Raw genomic sequence first — 15998 nt, 5'->3', positions numbered from 1 at the left:
ATCAATGAACACAGATCAGCACTCCGAAAAAAGAAATATTGGAGTAGATATTCTAAGAGGAGTCAGCATTCTGCTGGTCATCCTACTGCATGTTAATATTCACTTTGGGTTAAAAAATTCATTTCTTGCAGAAGAGCTCTCATCAAAGCTTTTCTCTTTCCTCTTCTGGAACGGACTTTACGGTGTGGTGATATTCTTCACTTTATCTGGTTATCTCATTACTACATCGATCTTGAAAAGATCGGCTAGTCTATCAGCGATAAATCTCCGACAATTTTATTGGTTTCGATTTTCACGAATCATTCCGCCCTTAATCGCTTTGCTCATCGTTTTATCCGCCTTGCACTTGAGTGGGGTTTCCGGATTTGTGATCAACCCAAACAAAACGTCTCTACTCCGCGCCATTTTCGCCGTGCTCACTTTTCATTTCAACTGGCTTGAAATACAAGTCGGATACCTTCCAGCAAATTGGGATGTTCTCTGGTCAATTTCGATTGAAGAATGCTTCTACTTAGTTTTCCCCTTCACCTGTTTACTTTTAAAAAAAGAATGGCATTTTCTCTTCATTCTGATTGCTTTCATGTTCATTTCGCCATGGGCTCGAATAGAACTATTTCCAGGGAACGACTTAGCATACAAAAACCACCTGGGATCTATTGACTCCTTAGCATTAGGCTGTATGACTGCCATCATTGCCCATAGATTTACTATTCCAAAAAAACTCAATGTTGTTTTTCTAATCATAGGATTCACCTTGATGATACTTGTGATGGTTTATAAAGGATTGATCTGGCGATCTGGTCTAACAGAACTTGGCCTGAATGTAACCATACTTTCAGTAGGTGTTTCGCTTGTTGTCTTTTGGCTTCATCACCAACAAAAAGCCAGAACTCAAAAAAACTATCTAGCCTTTCGTGGACTAAATCGCATGGGGAAGTACAGCTACGAAATCTATTTGACTCACATGTTTGTCGTCATACCAGCTGCTCAGCTAATTAGGGCAAATGATTTAGGTGAGGCATGGTTCATTCCTCTTTTGATTGCATGCGTTTTGGTATCCTATGCACTTGGATGGTTGGTTTCAACTTATTTTTCTGAACCGGTAAATCGCTGGTTGAGAAGAAAATATAAAACGAACAAGTAGATTGAATATGACTTTAGTGAAAGTCATCTCTGTGAGTCATTTAGGATGAGTTATCATTTATACTTTTCTTCGAGATAGGCATAGAATTCCTTTTGAAATTGCTTTACAGAGACATTGAGTGATCGCTTGATATCTCCATTCGTTTTTATTAAATCAAGGACAGCATCCCACCCATATTTCTCTTCAATAGAAGTAATGATATAGTAACCCAAATCATATTTCAACTGTGCGGTTCGGTCTTTCTCTATTTGCTTGAGAGAAGGATAATTCCCGTTTTTCATATAGTCTAGCTGAAATGGATTATCTGTCCATTGACAGCACCCTTTGTATGTTGCAATGCCTTCCCAAAGCCAACCCGGCGCTCGCTGCGTATTCGACAGTTTACTCAAATGAATGCAGTGAATAAATTCATGCATAATCATTTCATATAGATCAACTTCTTCTTCTCTTATTTCTGAAGCAACTATTGTAGAGAGCATTCGAATTTCATTTTCATCCCATGCTCTTCCCATTTGCCATTTAGGTGCCCCTGGGGTAAGCACCGCATTATGATAGGTTTTAATGTCTGGATAAATTTTAATGGATGTTACTGGAAAATCATCTAGCTGAAAATCTTTGGTCAGTACCTTAAAACTTTCTTCGAGCCTTAAGGCGACATTAGGAACTAGAGCAGAATCTGATTTTGAATATGCAAATTCAAAGTGCGTTGTTTTAGAAGATTCTGTAAGTTCTTGCTCTGTATCAATGGCTAGCTCATTCAGTCGGTCATTTCTGTATCCATAAAGATCTGTCGACCATTCCTTTCTTGGACGTATTACACGAAAACTTTGAAGTTTATCATGCTCAAAGTTTAAAACCAAATAGTAGGTCGAATCTGTATCAGTCACCTTAACCTCTTCTTCAGATAAGAAAATCGTAGGTTTCAGTATTCCGTTTTCATAAGGCTCTAGTTCCCGATCAATATCAGAATCATAAATAATGAATAGTCGATCCTCCTTTAAATACCAACGACTCCTGAAAAAAGGTTTATTAGGTTTTACTCCTACGCTATAGTATCCAACAAATTGATCTAATGAGGGTAGCGTCTTAGACTGAGAAAATCCATTGAGAGATATTAGAAGAAAGAAGATTTTTTGAACGACTCGCATATGATTTTATTTGGTAAAATCACGAAAGAAAATAATCCTTGTTTGACTTTCGTACCAATCTATCGGTTGGCACTAATTATTCGAAATCTTCTTCAGATATTGACTTGGAGTAACTCCATTCATTTCTTTAAACACCCGATTAAAAGACGTTTTAGAGTTAAAACCACATTCTAATGCAATGGCTAACAAGGTCAAACCTTCTGCCTTATTCTGAGACAGCATTTCTTTGACTGCATTGATTCGATAAGTATTTACCAGCTCATAAAAGGTTTTTTGAAGGTGTCTGTTGAGAATGAAGGAGATAAGATTAGGTTCTCTGTCCAGCATACCAGCAAATTCTTTGAGTGAGAGCGATGGATTTAAATACGCCTTATGTTCCTCCATTGCAGTTTTAACAACTATGATTAACCCTTCAATTTCATTCTCTGGAAGATGATCATAGCTTCCTTTCTTAGCACTTTTCAAAAAGTCTCCAAGGTTCATAGCCGAACCTTTTAGCAAACCCTGAAGCCCAATCCAGTAGGTTAGATATGTTAGGAATAGTAACAGTAAATAGGCACTGATGATTGTAAACACATTTTGAATTTGACCTCTGAACAGCGTAAGAAAAACAACTGCAAAAGGAATCCAGACAAACCAAAACAGGCGATAATAGGAAATAAGAGCAAATAACCAATCCAACGTCTTTTTCCTCATCTCAGAAAATTGATGGACTACAGCCTGCTCATGGTTTTGGATTGCGATTAAAGATTTCTTTAAATAAATAAAAATAGAAACAGAAGTTCCAAAGTAGATCAGTGGAGAAATAAATGCATCAGAGAAAACATTGTAATACATTTCATTAGTACTTATTGCCCAACTAATTTGAAAAACCTGTAAAGCCAGCTCAATCCCTAAGGGAAGAAAATGAACCATTACTTTCTCTGAAAGTATAAAATCTGGTTGCGTAAAAGACAAAGTATAAAAATAGATAAGTGGGCCAATCGCTAGTAGGTAGGAGTATGGGAACCACAACAACCATGGAAAGAGATTATCCAGGTTAAGATCCAGAATCATCAAGTAGGTCAGATAAGAATTAACAAGCACAAGAAGCAAACTCAAGAGTCTATTGCTCAAATAATGGCCCTCATTTCTAACAAAAAGAACCCCGGAGAGTATAAAAATCTGTAGAATTCCAGAAATTATCAGGAAATTGATAGGATTAAGATTGAAGTATATATGATTATCCAATTAATGCTGTTTGTCAGGATTCAAAGCAAAGATGATGCTATCTAATTCAGACAGCCCTTCTCTATTTCATTTCCATATCGGCACCATTCTTGATATTTTTCAGTCAAATCCTCTCCAATTGAATAACGGCAACTTTTTAGACTTACTCATCTTATTTGGAGCATTGCAAGGCTTCATCACCGCTACACTCCTTTTTTCAAAAAAGAGGCATCAATCAAGTCATTTGCTTGCCAGTATCCTTTTGATCATTTCGCTGGCATGCCTAAACATTTACCTATTCGAAGTACTTCCACCAGATGTTCCTACTGCTATTCGGATTCTTGAAAAAGTCGTTCCATTAATTATCATCATGCCTTTAGGACCTTTGATCTACTTCCATGTCAGGTCATTAGCAGGTATGTCCTTCTCATTTAAAGCTAGTCGAGCCCATTTCTTCCCAACGATTTTAGACCTTATCCCATCGCTGGTGTTTTTGATAGCCACCATTCTATACGCATTTAATGCCGTATCATCCTTCCAGCCAATAGAATTGGAAGAGCTAAATCTGGTTTATGAAAAATATGTTGATGTGCCACGCTGGCTCTCTACGAGTATTTATTTAGTCCTTACCATACGATACGTATCTAAAAAAAGACTTGCTCAAACCAAGTGGGTCAAACAGTTTTTGGGTGTGTTTATGATCTTTCAAATCGTTTGGCTCTTCCACCTAATCCCTTATCTCTTGCCATCAACCTCCAATTGGCTTTTATCTTATCTAGGATGGTATCCTATTTATATTCCGCTAACGATTTTGGTTTATTGGCTTGGCATTAATGGTCTTGTTCATCTTAAAAGTCATAGGGTTAGTACGCTTGATGAGGAGCAGATGGAACGAGTGGTCAACAGCTTGAACAAAGTGATGGAAAAAGAAAGGCTATATCTTGATGCTTCATTATCTCTTAACATCATTGTAGAAAAAACCGGACTACTCCAAAAAGAAATTTCCGGAGCTCTAAACCAATATTTAGGCAAAAGTTTCAATGAATGGATCAATGAATACCGAGTCAATGAAGTGAAGCGGAAATTGGTAGATCCTTCATTTGCTCATCTCTCCATTACCGGGGTGGCATTGGAAAGCGGATTCAACTCTCAAGCTACCTTCCAGCGTGCCTTTAAAGCTATAACTGGTAAAACTCCAAAGTCCTTCAGAGCATCTGCCAATATAGATAGCTAGTAAATACTTCTCATTTCTAGATATGAGTAGAATTAAGTATTTACACTCGCTCTATTTGACTCAAAAACTCAAAATGAAAAGACTCTCATTACTCGCAGTACTCATAGGAAATCTCAGCTTTGGCCAGCAAATAGATACACTGAAAACAACCGTCCTGTCACCAAAACAACTTAAGGAGGACTTCCAACTTTACCGCAAGATGCTGGAAGAGACTCACCCCGGATTGTACAGGTATACATCCAAAGAGCACATGCAATCCACATTGGATAGTGTGGCTTCTACGTTAGTAAAACCAAAATCTTTTTATCAGTTCTACAAAGATATCTTACATATAGGCGCTCAGATTCGGTGTACACATTCTTATGCCTTTCCATCAAAAAAGGTAAGTCAATACAGCATGAATCAAATCAGTACAGTTCCTTTTTATACTTATGGGATGAATGAAAAGGTATATGTACTTTTCAATGGTTCGATGAACGAAGGAATCAAGCCTGGATTCGAAATCTTGAGCATTAATGGCAACTCTATCGAATCCATTAAAGAGCAATTCTATACGTATGCATGGTCAGATGCTTCTATCGAATCATCGAAAATTAGATTCTTCGCTGGTTCCCTTTTTTGGATGTTTTACCATGCTTTAGTTGATAAGTCAGAACGATTTGATATCACTTTTAAGGATCTAGATGGAAAACTTCAAATGTTTCACGTAAAAGCCCTGACTCCACGAACCAGCATGGCCAATTACAAGAAAAACCCTGTCAATAAATCCATACTGAAGAAGTACAAGCAAGGGAAGAGGAAGATGTTCAAGCTTGGATTTCCTAAAGATGCGGATAAAACAGCCACCATTTCCATCAGTGTTTTTGGAGGTGACTCAGAAGAAGATGCGCAACAAAAGACGCGAAAGTTTATGGATATGGCCATCAAAAAAATGGAAAAAGTAGGAGTTGAGTCATTGATTATTGACCTCAGATCCAATCAAGGAGGTTGGGACATTGTAGGATCAGAACTATTATCTTATCTCGTAAAAAGTGACGAACCGTTTGAATATTGGCGCAAAGGAATTGCCATTATTAAGGATACTACTTTTCTCAAATACACAGAGTATTCCTATCAAGATTGGCTCATCGCAAAGAAAGAGCTGAAGGAGCAACCAGACGGAACTTTTCTTGTGGTCAATCCAGACGGCCCAAACCCCGTACTTACCCAACCTAAGCCCAATCGATTTAAGGGAGACTTATACTTTCTAATTCAAGAAACGACAGGTTCAGCAGCTAGTGAGTTTGCTGGAGCAGCCAAGAGTCGAAACCTCGGCACGTTCGTCGGATCTGAAACAAACGCTGCATACGATGGAGGCAATAGTTCTACGTTTATAAAAATGACATTGCCAAACTCTGGCATCTACGTCAATAGCCCCTTGGTAGCTGGTTACTTGAACGTAAAACCACAAAAGATACCCAATAGAGGTGTATTGCCTCACCATGAAGTAAATTTTATCAGGGATGATTTGTTGATCCGGTACGACAGGCAATTGGAATTCGTGAAGGGCTTGATTAGAAAAAATGATAAAAAAACGGAATCCCCTTAAAATCAGATACCCTATTTAGGGTATTTGTAGGTCTGGCATGATAATTATGTAGTTAGGATAAGCAAATTGAGTGTTTATCAATTATTTTTAAAACTATAAACCGCCAAATCAATGACTAACGCTTTACTAATCAAAGATGAAGGATATATGCTATCCATCTCCTTTCCGTCTCGAACGATACTCCTCGATTTTCTCGATTCAGATTTAAAATACAGTAGATCCCATGTTGATCATAAGGTCAATATTTATCCCGATCAGCTGGATTCTTTTAGATCCTGGGCCAACGAAAGATGCCTAGAGATTTTCGAATTTCAATCACAGGTCGCTTAGTTTCGTACGCTTTCAACTTTTCTGCTTCTCAAGAATACTTTCCAACTTATCAATCACCTCTTTCACATTTTCTTTGTTGAAGCAAAGGGGTGGTTTCATTTTGAGAACACTGTCATCTGGACCATCCGTGCTTATCAGGATAAAGTTTCTTCTTAATTCGTTTTTTAGCTGATGCGCTATTTTCTGATCGGTCTCAAAAGATCCTGGCTTAACAATTTCCACCCCAATAAATAATCCAGAACCTCTCACATCTCCAATGCAGGGAAATTTCTTTTGAAGGGATCGCAACTCTGATATATAAAAATCACCCACTGATTTTGCATGTTGTTGCAAGCTTTCTTCCTCGATGACATGAAGGACAGATTTTGCTATTTCGCATGAAACCGGATTCCCACCAAAAGAGCTAAAAAACTCGACCCCATGTCCAAATGATGCTGCGACCTCCTCTGTGCATACCACTGCACCCATCGGGTGGCCATTGGCAATCGGCTTGCCTAATATCACAATGTCTGGAACTACATTGTGGGCCTCAAAGCCCCAAAAGTAATCTCCCAATCGTCCAAATCCAGTTTGTACCTCATCGCTAATGCAAACGCCTCCTTGCTTTCGAATAGCCGGATACACCTCTTTCAAATAGCCAGCGGCCAGCGGTACCTGTCCACCACAACCCACGATAGGCTCTGAAACAAAGGCGGCAATGGTATCTTCAGCATGCGCAATTTGATCAACTGCATCTTTCCCATACGCGCTACCTGCGTGCTCTCCTCTGTATTTGCCATTATAGGCATTAGGCAAGGGTGTCTTTATGACATGCTCTTTTTGACCCTGGCCTTTAGGGTTGCTGAATTTATAATCGCTGATATCTATAGAGGTCTGCGTATTCCCGTGATATCCATGCTCCATGACCATCACCTGATCCTTTTGTGTATGCGTCCTGGCCAATCTCATGGCAAGGTCACTTGCGGCACTCCCAGAATTCACAAAGAAGACCTTGTTGAGCGGCGAAGGGAATTTGGATAGCAGTTGCTCAGCGTATTCCGCCAACTGATCGTAGAGGTACCGTGTGTTTGTGTTCAGGGTGGCTATCTGACGTTGCCCTGCTTCCACCACTTGTGGATGGCAATGTCCGACATGCGGTATGTTATTATACGAATCAAGAAAAGCATTACCATAGCCATCATACATGTACTGAAAAGCAGCCTGTTTCATGTATATAGCCTCAGAGTAGCTGATAGATAAAATAGGACTAACAGATTGGTGTCTTCGCTCTTTTATCTCGTCAACCGAGTCTACTTCAGGAAGACTCAAACCTGCTGCCGAGTAAAAGCAATTGACCGCTTGAATAGGCCCAATACTTAGCCATTTTCTGAGCATTTTCCATGCGGACTTTTCACTGACGGAAGCATACTCATTGGAAGGATCCTGCTTCCTTGCATGAGCGGATTGGCAAACGCTCGTACACAGTCGCGCTGCAATCAAATAGTACAAAACATCAAGCTCCTTTTCCTCCAGCGCAACAATCTCATGGTAGCCTTTCAATATGGCTCGCGACCATTCCAACGGATTGTCTTTATCATAGCAACCATAGGTTATCGCAATCGCGACCTCATTGATGAGGGAAGAATATACCATGTCACCAAAATCAATGACTCCCGAAACTCGATCATCCTTTACCAGAATGTTCCATTCATTGGCATCATTGTGTATGATGCACTTTCGAAGCTCTGGGAGAACAGGCACCACACGTTGGTCGTATGCTTGAAAAAAATACCTGACGATGTTACGGTCGTGAGGATCTTCAATGGCTGAAATGTACGGCTTATTTAAATGAAACTGATTCAGGTCCCACGCCAACTCCCTGCTCTTTAAGGTCGCATTCTTAACGGCCTTTAATTTCACATTCATTTCGGCAAGAAATCGACCAAAGGATGTAAATAGCGATTCTGAAGGAACAACATTGCCTAGAAATTCTCCATCCAAATAAGAGAGCATACGACAAATAAGGTGCTCTCCACCAACTGGAAGTTTCTTTACAAATGAGCCCTCCGCGAATGCCTTGGGGCTCGGGAACAACGTGTTTGGAGTTTCACTTAAAAAAAGGAGTATTTCGGTCTCAGCACTTACTTGCTCAAGCATTTGCTCGTCAAAAACATACGTTTTGAAAATGAAACGCTGCTCATCCGCAATGACCATATAGTTTGCATTGCTGTAGCCGTTGAGCTTCTTTATCGTGACTTTTTCAAAATCAAAATGCGTGCGCAATAAATTTTCCATTTCCTAACCTTCTGTATTAGAAAAGAAAGATAGCAGAGATTGACAATTACAGGGGTTTCGAGCAAAGTTTCTTACTTCAACAGTTTAGTAGGGGTCGATTCTTGAAATAAAATAATCGCATCAAAAGCTTCTCTGCCATGATTATTTCTTCTTAAATATTCAGGTGCCTCCCCTTTTTTATTGGTCCAATAAACTGCTCCAATGAAATTCATATACACAGTCAACTCTTCCGGCAATCTATCAAATGGTATAAACATGATGGGGTGATTATTGGATCTGTAATAGGCCGCAACACTTCCCTCAGGAGATTCTTCAACTTCAACTTCCATCAATTTCCACTCGTTGTAATCTTTACTGTACTCTGCCGGTTTTGTTCGAGCATTAAAACTGCCATAGTCAAACTCTTGACCCAAAATAAAATACTCCGCTCCAAGGGTTTTTTTCAAATAGCCCCCTGCGACACCCTTGTCCTTCTTTTTGTTAAACAGATTTGCCACATGTCCATTATGAGCCCAAAACACGCCTTTTTTCTTGCTGCCCTCCTTCAGATGTTCAAGTATGTTTTCAGCCATCATCTTATCTCTATAGCCGTTTTGCTTGGATTTTTTTTCTGATTTTTCTGATAGAATTTGATCTAAGTGTCGGAATAGCCATTTATACTCATACGTATCCTGGCTCGAAAAACTAGAAACATCAACCCCTTCGTACCGGGCAACTTCAACCGATCTCATTTCCAATATTTCCTTACCACCGAGTTTGTAAAAAGCAGTAGCATCTATCATCTCATCTTCTCTTCCTGGTAAGTCATACTTTGCCAGGAGCATCTCCAGTCGTCTTACTGTTTCACCAATTTTTTGAACGTCTACTCCAACGAATTCAACTGAATTGGAAGGGTGAGATTGATTGTACAGTTTTAACCACTCCACCAATTCTACAAACTCCTCAGTCTCCCAAGGCCATAAGGCCAGATTATCCACTGCTTCTGCGGCTGTTCCTCCTTTGCCAGAGATATAATCGTTGACGGCCAAACAGTTTGCAAAATCTGCTTCCATAAACACCCTATTGAATTGATGATTTTCAACCAAATAGCGAATCAACCGGTGTCTCATCACAAAAAATTCGTGAGTACCATGTGTGGATTCACCAAGACCTACCAATTGCCTATTTTGAAAGTACTGATCCAGCGCTTTCAAATCATCTGTGCTTGCAGACGGGGCATAGTGATCCAGTTTTATTACAAATTTCTGGGCAAGCTGCTGCTGTGAAAACAGCAAAATTGCTAGTAGGATAGCTTGTTTCATGAGGCTAGGGTTTTCGTTCAAAAACGCTATTTTCTGTCTAATATTTTAAGTGATCTGACACCAATCACACTGAAAATTTATTTGTTTTACAACTTAAATAGAAATGCTCCGTATATTTGTTTTACAAGTTCAATAATAATGGTAAAGGAATATGGGACGTACAAGTTTTTTAGGTGAATTCGAAGAGCTGATTTTGACCATGGTTTTGATATTGGGCGAAGAGGCGTATGGCAACACTGTTGTGAAAGCTATCAAAGAGCATCAAAAAAGAGAAGTAAACCTCAGCTCGGTTCACATTACACTCTACCGTCTGGAGGAAAAGGGCTTTTTAGAATCTGACATGGGCGGAGCTACCAAAGCCCGAGGTGGTCGGAAGAAAAGATATTTCAAAATCACCAATGCAGGTAAAGTACTGCTTCAGGAAATGAAAGACTCCAGAACAAACCTCTGGAAACTGACGCCTCAACTAAACTTCAGCGGATGAGCACTCAGCCTCCTCGTTTGTTTACCCGCTTTTTTAAATGGTACTGCAAGCCACCACTACAGGAAGCCATCCTCGGAGATTTAGAAGAGCAATTTGAGGATGACCTAAAAGCCTATGGGGTAAGGAAAGCGAAGCGTCGATTTATATGGAGTGTTATCCGATTTTTTCGTCCACAAATTATAAAAACCGCCATTGGCGGAAAACTCAACCACTTAGGCATGTTTAAAAACTATTTCAAAGTAGGGATAAGAAATATCCTGAAGTACAAAGCATTCTCGTTCATAAACACTTTTGGCCTAGCTGTTGCGATGGCCGTTTCGCTATTGATCATCTTAATGTTGGCAGATCAGCATCAATACGATCATTTTCATACAAAAAAAGACAGAATCTATAGAGTTCACACTAAAACTGAAGGATCGGGTATTGCCAATGCTTCAAGTCCTTTTCCACTTGCTAGAACTATGAAGAAGGATTATCCAATGGTTGAAAATGCAACAATTCTGGTCCCTGGAGTCGGAGGAGATGCTGTTTTAGCTGTAGGTAAATATGCGGAAATCAGGGGGTTTTTTGCGGATCATGCGTTCTTTGACATCTTTGATTTTGAACTCAAAGAAGGAGATCCAAACACCGCTTTGAATCACCCCAACAGCATTGTCATTACATCAGAAGTGGCTTACAAATTATTCAATAGCCAGCCTGCTATCGGAAAAACCATCAACTTTCAGGACAGAAGTCTGGGGTTGATGAAGATAGACATTGGTACTGGGAAAGAGGAGATAGCAGAAGAATGGGGTCAATTCACAATTACCGGAGTAATAGATCTAAGCAAACCCAAAAGTCACATTGATTTTGACATGTTGATTTCAGCATCCAGTCTTCCAAGACTGTATCAAGAGAACAAGGTCACTGACAAATCTCGCTCCTGGGAAAACTATTCGGTCGGATACACCTACCTACTCCTTCGAGAAGGTAGCACACAAACACAACTGCAAGAGTCTTTGAATGAACTAGCTAGCTCTAAATACAAAGAGTTCCCGCAATTAGAAGGAATGCAGTTGCTCTCAAGACGTCTAAATAATATAACACCAGGACAATTTGTCGGCAATCCAATTACACTGAGACTGCCAATAGAGGCTTACTATGTTCTGATCGGACTAGCAATCATTATTCTACTATCAGCTTGCTTGAACTACACCAATCTATCCATAGCAAGAATGTTGACTCGTGCCAAAGAAATCGGAGTTAGAAAAGTAAATGGTGCAAGAAGAGGAAGCCTAATATTGCAGTTTTTAACAGAGTCGGTCATCACTTCTTTTCTCGCATTGATGATGGCTAACCTTATCCTATTAATTCTTCGACCTGCCCTAAAATCTCTTTGGATTAGCAACGTTTTAAACTTTGATCTTACCGCTAACCTAACCGTTTTCTCTTCTTTCTTAGGATTCGCTCTTATCATTGGTTTAGTAGCGGGGTTGTATCCCTCACTGGTACTTTCAGGTTTTGCACCTCTTAAAGCGTTAAAAAATTTGAAAGCTGAAAAACCTGGCAAAATAGGTTTGCGACGAGTTTTGAACATTACTCAGTTCACCTTCTCCCTATTCTTCATTGTTACATCCATACTTATCGCCCGTCAATTCAATCACATCATTGATTTTCAATATGGTTTTGATACCGAAAACGTAGTGAACATTCCGATACAAGGAAATGCGTATCAAATACTTCAAAATGAGTTTGCTTCTATTTCAGGTGTACTAGGGACCTCCACTTGCGAATTCATCCCTGCACTCCTACATACTAACGGAGCATCGATCAGCAATGAAATCACAGAAGAGAACTTATTCGATGCAGAATATATCAGCATCGATCACAACTTCGTCTCTAACATGGGACTAGACATTATTGCTGGAAAAAATCTTTCTAAAAGCCAGGCTGAAGGAAATGCGATCCTGATTAATGAAATGACCATACATCGGTTAGGGTTTGATTCCCCTCAAGAGGCAATAGGAAAAACCGTGTTCATGGGTGGGCAACGGGCCATGACGGTGCAAGGAGTCATCAAAGACGTAAAGTTTCAGAATCCGGTAATGGGAGAAGGCGACCTCCCCTTAATCCTCAGGTATAGCCCCAAATTATTCAGTTACATCAATGTGCGATTTGATTCTCAAAATCAAGAGGTAATGAAAAAGCTTAAAGACAAGTGGGAATCCATTGATCAAACGCATCCTTTTAAATCCTACGTTTATGATGACCAGCTTGCCAAATCAACAAAATGGTTTGGTGATGTAGTAGCAATTATCGCTTTCATCGCATCACTCGCTGTAATAATTTCTTGTCTTGGACTTTTAGGCATGGCCATCTATTCAACAGAACGTAGAGCTAAAGAAATAGGCATCAGGAAAGTGCTTGGAGCAAAGCAATCACAATTAAGCCTTGCTCTAGGCAAATCTTTCTTAGCAGTGCTCACTATTGCCATCTTGCTGGGTGGGCCTTTGAGCTATTTGGCTAACAACTTGTGGCTAGAAAGTTTCCCCAATAGGGTAGGATTTGGTTTGGGAACAGTACTTTCAGGATCATTGATACTGTTTCTAATTGGACTCTTTACTATTGGTTTTCAAATAATTACGGTAAGTCGAAGAAACCCCGTTGACGCTTTGAAAGATGAGTAAAGTAAAACCGCCATCGATACCTCATAAATTCTTTCAGTGGTACTGCAAGCCATCCCTACAAGAAACGATTCTTGGGGATTTGGAAGAGCAGTTTGAAGAGGATCTTGAAAGCATCGGGTTAAAAAGGGCAAGAAGAAGATTCGCCTGGACTGTTCTGCGGTTTTTTAGAAAAGGAATAATAAAACCCCTCCATGGCGGGGGAAAACTCAATTACTTAGGCATGTTTAAACATAATCTTTTAATTACTTTTCGAGGTTTCAAAAGACACAAAACAGTCTTTGGAATTAACCTAATAGGTCTTATCACAAGTCTGACTTGTGTCATTTTTAGTGCAATCTGGGTAAATGATGAATTGCAGAAAGATCGCTTTCACGATGATTCAGGTAGACTATTTCAAGTGTACTCAAGATTCGACAACACAGATGGGATCACGGTGTGGCAAGGAGTTACAGGACTGCTCGATACGGAAATTGAAGCTCAAATTCCTCAAGTAAATCTCTCCACGGTTTCCACAGACGTCCATGAGTATTCCCTCAGTATTGACAACAAGAGGTTTAAGGCTCAGGGACGGTTTGGGGACAAAGATTATCTCGACATCTTCAACTATCCACTACTAAAAGGTCAAAAAGCAGCCCTGGCAGACCCTTCCAATATTTTAATTACGTCCACATTGGCCAAGCGTATGTTTGGTGCTGAAGATGCTGTAGGGAAAAGTATTACCTGGCATTTTTGGAACAGCGAAAAGACTTTCAAAGTTGCCGGTATCTTGGAGGATCCAACTTCAGCTACTTCCGATCCATTTGAATTCATTCTTTCATGGAAGTTTTATCATGATGAACTGATCAACTTCAAACAATGGGGCAATTACTACGGAAGAGTCGTCATCAAACTCGATGAGCTTTCTAAGAAAGAACTGGTAGAGAAAAAAATCAATGAAATTTTTCAAAGCAACAACGCTAACGAGCAGGTAGAGCTATTCTTAGCCAACTACAGTGACCAGTACCTCTATGGCAATTACGAGAATGGCCAACAAGCAGGTGGTCGAATTGATTATGTATACCTGGCAATTGTAGTTGCCGCCTTCATCCTGCTTATCGCTTGTATCAATTTCGTAAACCTTTCTACTGCTTTTGCCTCATTGAAAGTGAAAGAAATTGGTGTCAAAAAAACATTTGGTGCTTCTAAATCGCAGCTAGCCATTCAATTTTTTTTGGAGTCCATCCTGCTGTCAGCACTGTCAATCTGTATCGCATTGGTTTTAGTGATCTTCCTCCTAGAACCGTTCAATCAAATAACTGGTAAAGAGCTGGTTTTTGTCCTTGATTGGAAATTTCTGGGGCTGATATTGCTTTTTATACCTTCAATTGGACTTATTGCTGGACTTTTCCCAGCTATCTACCTGTCGGGGTTGGAAGTTATTTCAGCCCTAAAAGGTAAATCTTCTGAATCCGGGGGTGCATGGAGTCGGAAAATTCTCGTATTTGTTCAGTTCACACTGTCGATAATTCTCATCGTAGGTACATTGATCGTAAGCCAGCAGGTAGATTATGCGTTAAACAAAAACCTTGGATACGATCGAGACAATTTGCTTTACTTCCTTAGAGAAGGGCAGATTCTTGAAAGAAGTGATACGTTCATGGCGGAACTGAGAAATACCCCAGGAGTTAAACTAGTTTCTCAAAGTGGCTTTTCAGTCGCACCCGGACTACAAAATAGAACCAGCGGCATTAGCTGGGATGGAAAGGGAGAAGACCAACAAGTACAGTTTTGGGAAAACAATGGAGACGCAAAATCCGCCGAAATAATCGGGCTCGAATTAGTTGAAGGAAGGTTTTTTAACGATCAGCTGAATACCGAGGAGAGCAGCATCATTTTCAATGAAACAGCCATACATACTATGGGGCTCCAAGATCCGATAGGCAAGACCGTCGAGCATTATTCCGGAAAGAAAACAATTGTGGGTGTAGTGAAGGACTTCACCACCGAATCGCTTCATAATCCAATCGAGCCCGCAATGTTCCACTATCGACCAGAAAGAGCGCATTACATTCTTGCCAAAATTGAAAAAGGGAAGGAACTGCAAACGGTCAGTGAAATCGAATCAGTTTACAAAAAGTTTAATCCTAACTATCCATTTGATGCCAAGTTCGTTGATCAGGATTATCAGGCCATGTACGATTCAGAAATGCGTGTAGCCAAGCTATCTCGCTTATTCTCAGGATTGGCAATACTGATTTCCTGCCTTGGGCTATTTGGACTTACCATCTTCCAGGTCCAGCGAAGAGTTAAGGAGATAGGAATCAAAAAAGTACTTGGAGCCGAAAGCTGGAAGCTAGCGCTATCAATGACCTACGAATTCACTAAATCTGTACTAATATCCTTATTAGTGGCTTTACCGGTTAGCTATTACCTTGGTGAAAAATGGCTCGAAGGGTTCTCTTATAGTATAGAATTAAAATGGTGGTTTTTTGTGCTGGCAGGATTCCTCGCCTTAATTATTGCTTGGCTAACAGTGAGCTCCCAAACTTGGAAAGCAGCTATTGCAAATCCTGTAGAATCATTGAAAGATGAATGAATAAATAGATTCTTTTTACTAGTCAATTAGGGGTAAATGTACTAT

At 39.9% G+C, this 15998-nt stretch carries 11 protein-coding genes; 7 read left to right on the top strand and 4 right to left on the bottom strand.

All coding sequences use genetic code 11. From position 1 onward, the window contains the following. Nucleotides 1-4: 4 nt before the first annotated feature. A complete protein-coding gene (locus tag ABJF57_RS05130) occupies nucleotides 5-1144 on the top strand; it encodes an acyltransferase family protein (RefSeq protein ID WP_462230546.1) in 1140 nt (379 codons plus the stop codon). A 53-nt stretch (nucleotides 1145-1197) separates the two neighbouring features. Here ABJF57_RS05130 and ABJF57_RS05125 read toward each other — a convergent pair whose 3' ends face one another. Together ABJF57_RS05125 and ABJF57_RS05120 are read right to left on the bottom strand one after the other, a co-directional pair. Further along, a complete protein-coding gene (locus ABJF57_RS05125; RefSeq protein ID WP_462230548.1) occupies nucleotides 1198-2292 on the bottom strand; it encodes a hypothetical protein in 1095 nt (364 codons plus the stop codon). 72 nt (nucleotides 2293-2364) lie between these two features. Continuing rightward, nucleotides 2365-3522, bottom strand: coding sequence for a helix-turn-helix domain-containing protein (locus ABJF57_RS05120; RefSeq protein WP_462230550.1), 1158 nt, complete (start codon nucleotides 3520-3522; stop codon nucleotides 2365-2367). A 10-nt stretch (nucleotides 3523-3532) separates the two neighbouring features. Between ABJF57_RS05120 and ABJF57_RS05115 the strand changes: the two genes are divergently transcribed. The 3 genes from ABJF57_RS05115 to ABJF57_RS05105 all read left to right on the top strand — a co-directional run bounded on the left by ABJF57_RS05115 (nucleotide 3533) and on the right by ABJF57_RS05105 (nucleotide 6653). Continuing rightward, nucleotides 3533-4735 carry a helix-turn-helix domain-containing protein gene (locus ABJF57_RS05115; protein WP_462230552.1) on the top strand — a complete coding sequence of 401 codons (1203 nt, stop codon included), beginning with the start codon at nucleotides 3533-3535 and terminating at the stop codon, nucleotides 4733-4735. A 73-nt stretch (nucleotides 4736-4808) separates the two neighbouring features. Beyond that, a complete protein-coding gene (locus ABJF57_RS05110; protein ID WP_462230554.1) occupies nucleotides 4809-6323 on the top strand; it encodes a S41 family peptidase in 1515 nt (504 codons plus the stop codon). Nucleotides 6324-6434: 111 nt separating this feature from the next. Then, nucleotides 6435-6653 carry a hypothetical protein gene (locus tag ABJF57_RS05105; RefSeq protein WP_462230556.1) on the top strand — a complete coding sequence of 73 codons (219 nt, stop codon included), beginning with the start codon at nucleotides 6435-6437 and terminating at the stop codon, nucleotides 6651-6653. A 12-nt stretch (nucleotides 6654-6665) separates the two neighbouring features. On the opposite strand, the gene ABJF57_RS05100 is transcribed toward ABJF57_RS05105, so the two are convergent. Beyond that, entirely contained in the window at nucleotides 6666-8927 is a 2262-nt protein-coding gene (locus ABJF57_RS05100) for an aminotransferase class III-fold pyridoxal phosphate-dependent enzyme (protein ID WP_462230558.1), read from the bottom strand. 71 nt (nucleotides 8928-8998) lie between these two features. Continuing rightward, entirely contained in the window at nucleotides 8999-10228 is a 1230-nt protein-coding gene (locus ABJF57_RS05095; RefSeq protein ID WP_462230560.1) for an erythromycin esterase family protein, read from the bottom strand. A 151-nt stretch (nucleotides 10229-10379) separates the two neighbouring features. On the opposite strand from ABJF57_RS05095, the gene ABJF57_RS05090 reads away from it, so the two are divergent. Genes ABJF57_RS05090 through ABJF57_RS05080 form a run of 3 tightly spaced genes read left to right on the top strand, consistent with a single transcriptional unit; the run spans nucleotide 10380 to nucleotide 15953 of the window. Then, nucleotides 10380-10712 carry a PadR family transcriptional regulator gene (locus ABJF57_RS05090; RefSeq protein ID WP_462230562.1) on the top strand — a complete coding sequence of 111 codons (333 nt, stop codon included), beginning with the start codon at nucleotides 10380-10382 and terminating at the stop codon, nucleotides 10710-10712. After that, nucleotides 10709-13378, top strand: coding sequence for an ABC transporter permease (locus ABJF57_RS05085; protein ID WP_462230564.1), 2670 nt, complete (start codon nucleotides 10709-10711; stop codon nucleotides 13376-13378). The genes ABJF57_RS05090 and ABJF57_RS05085 overlap by 4 nt, the downstream gene beginning before the upstream one ends. Further along, nucleotides 13371-15953, top strand: coding sequence for an ABC transporter permease (locus tag ABJF57_RS05080; protein WP_462230566.1), 2583 nt, complete (start codon nucleotides 13371-13373; stop codon nucleotides 15951-15953). The genes ABJF57_RS05085 and ABJF57_RS05080 overlap by 8 nt, the downstream gene beginning before the upstream one ends. The last annotated feature ends 45 nt before the right edge of the window (nucleotides 15954-15998 follow it).

Source organism: Ekhidna sp., assembly GCF_039940915.1.
Classification (GTDB): Bacteria; Bacteroidota; Bacteroidia; order Cytophagales; family Cyclobacteriaceae; genus Ekhidna.
The sequence above is the reverse complement of the archived record's forward strand: the minus strand, read 5'-3'. Positions and strand labels throughout refer to the sequence as shown.

Excerpts from the sequence above, each read along its gene's own strand:
- ABJF57_RS05095 (WP_462230560.1), bottom strand. The coding sequence starts at position 10,228 with ATGAAACAAGCTATCCTACTAGCAATTTTGCTGTTTTCACAGCAGCAG.
- ABJF57_RS05090 (WP_462230562.1), top strand. The coding sequence starts at position 10,380 with ATGGGACGTACAAGTTTTTTAGGTGAATTCGAAGAGCTGATTTTGACC.
- ABJF57_RS05130 (WP_462230546.1), top strand. The coding sequence starts at position 5 with ATGAACACAGATCAGCACTCCGAAAAAAGAAATATTGGAGTAGATATT.
- ABJF57_RS05100 (WP_462230558.1), bottom strand. The coding sequence starts at position 8,927 with ATGGAAAATTTATTGCGCACGCATTTTGATTTTGAAAAAGTCACGATA.
- ABJF57_RS05110 (WP_462230554.1), top strand. The coding sequence starts at position 4,809 with ATGAAAAGACTCTCATTACTCGCAGTACTCATAGGAAATCTCAGCTTT.
- ABJF57_RS05105 (WP_462230556.1), top strand. The coding sequence starts at position 6,435 with ATGACTAACGCTTTACTAATCAAAGATGAAGGATATATGCTATCCATC.
- ABJF57_RS05085 (WP_462230564.1), top strand. The coding sequence starts at position 10,709 with ATGAGCACTCAGCCTCCTCGTTTGTTTACCCGCTTTTTTAAATGGTAC.
- ABJF57_RS05125 (WP_462230548.1), bottom strand. The coding sequence starts at position 2,292 with ATGCGAGTCGTTCAAAAAATCTTCTTTCTTCTAATATCTCTCAATGGA.
- ABJF57_RS05080 (WP_462230566.1), top strand. The coding sequence starts at position 13,371 with ATGAGTAAAGTAAAACCGCCATCGATACCTCATAAATTCTTTCAGTGG.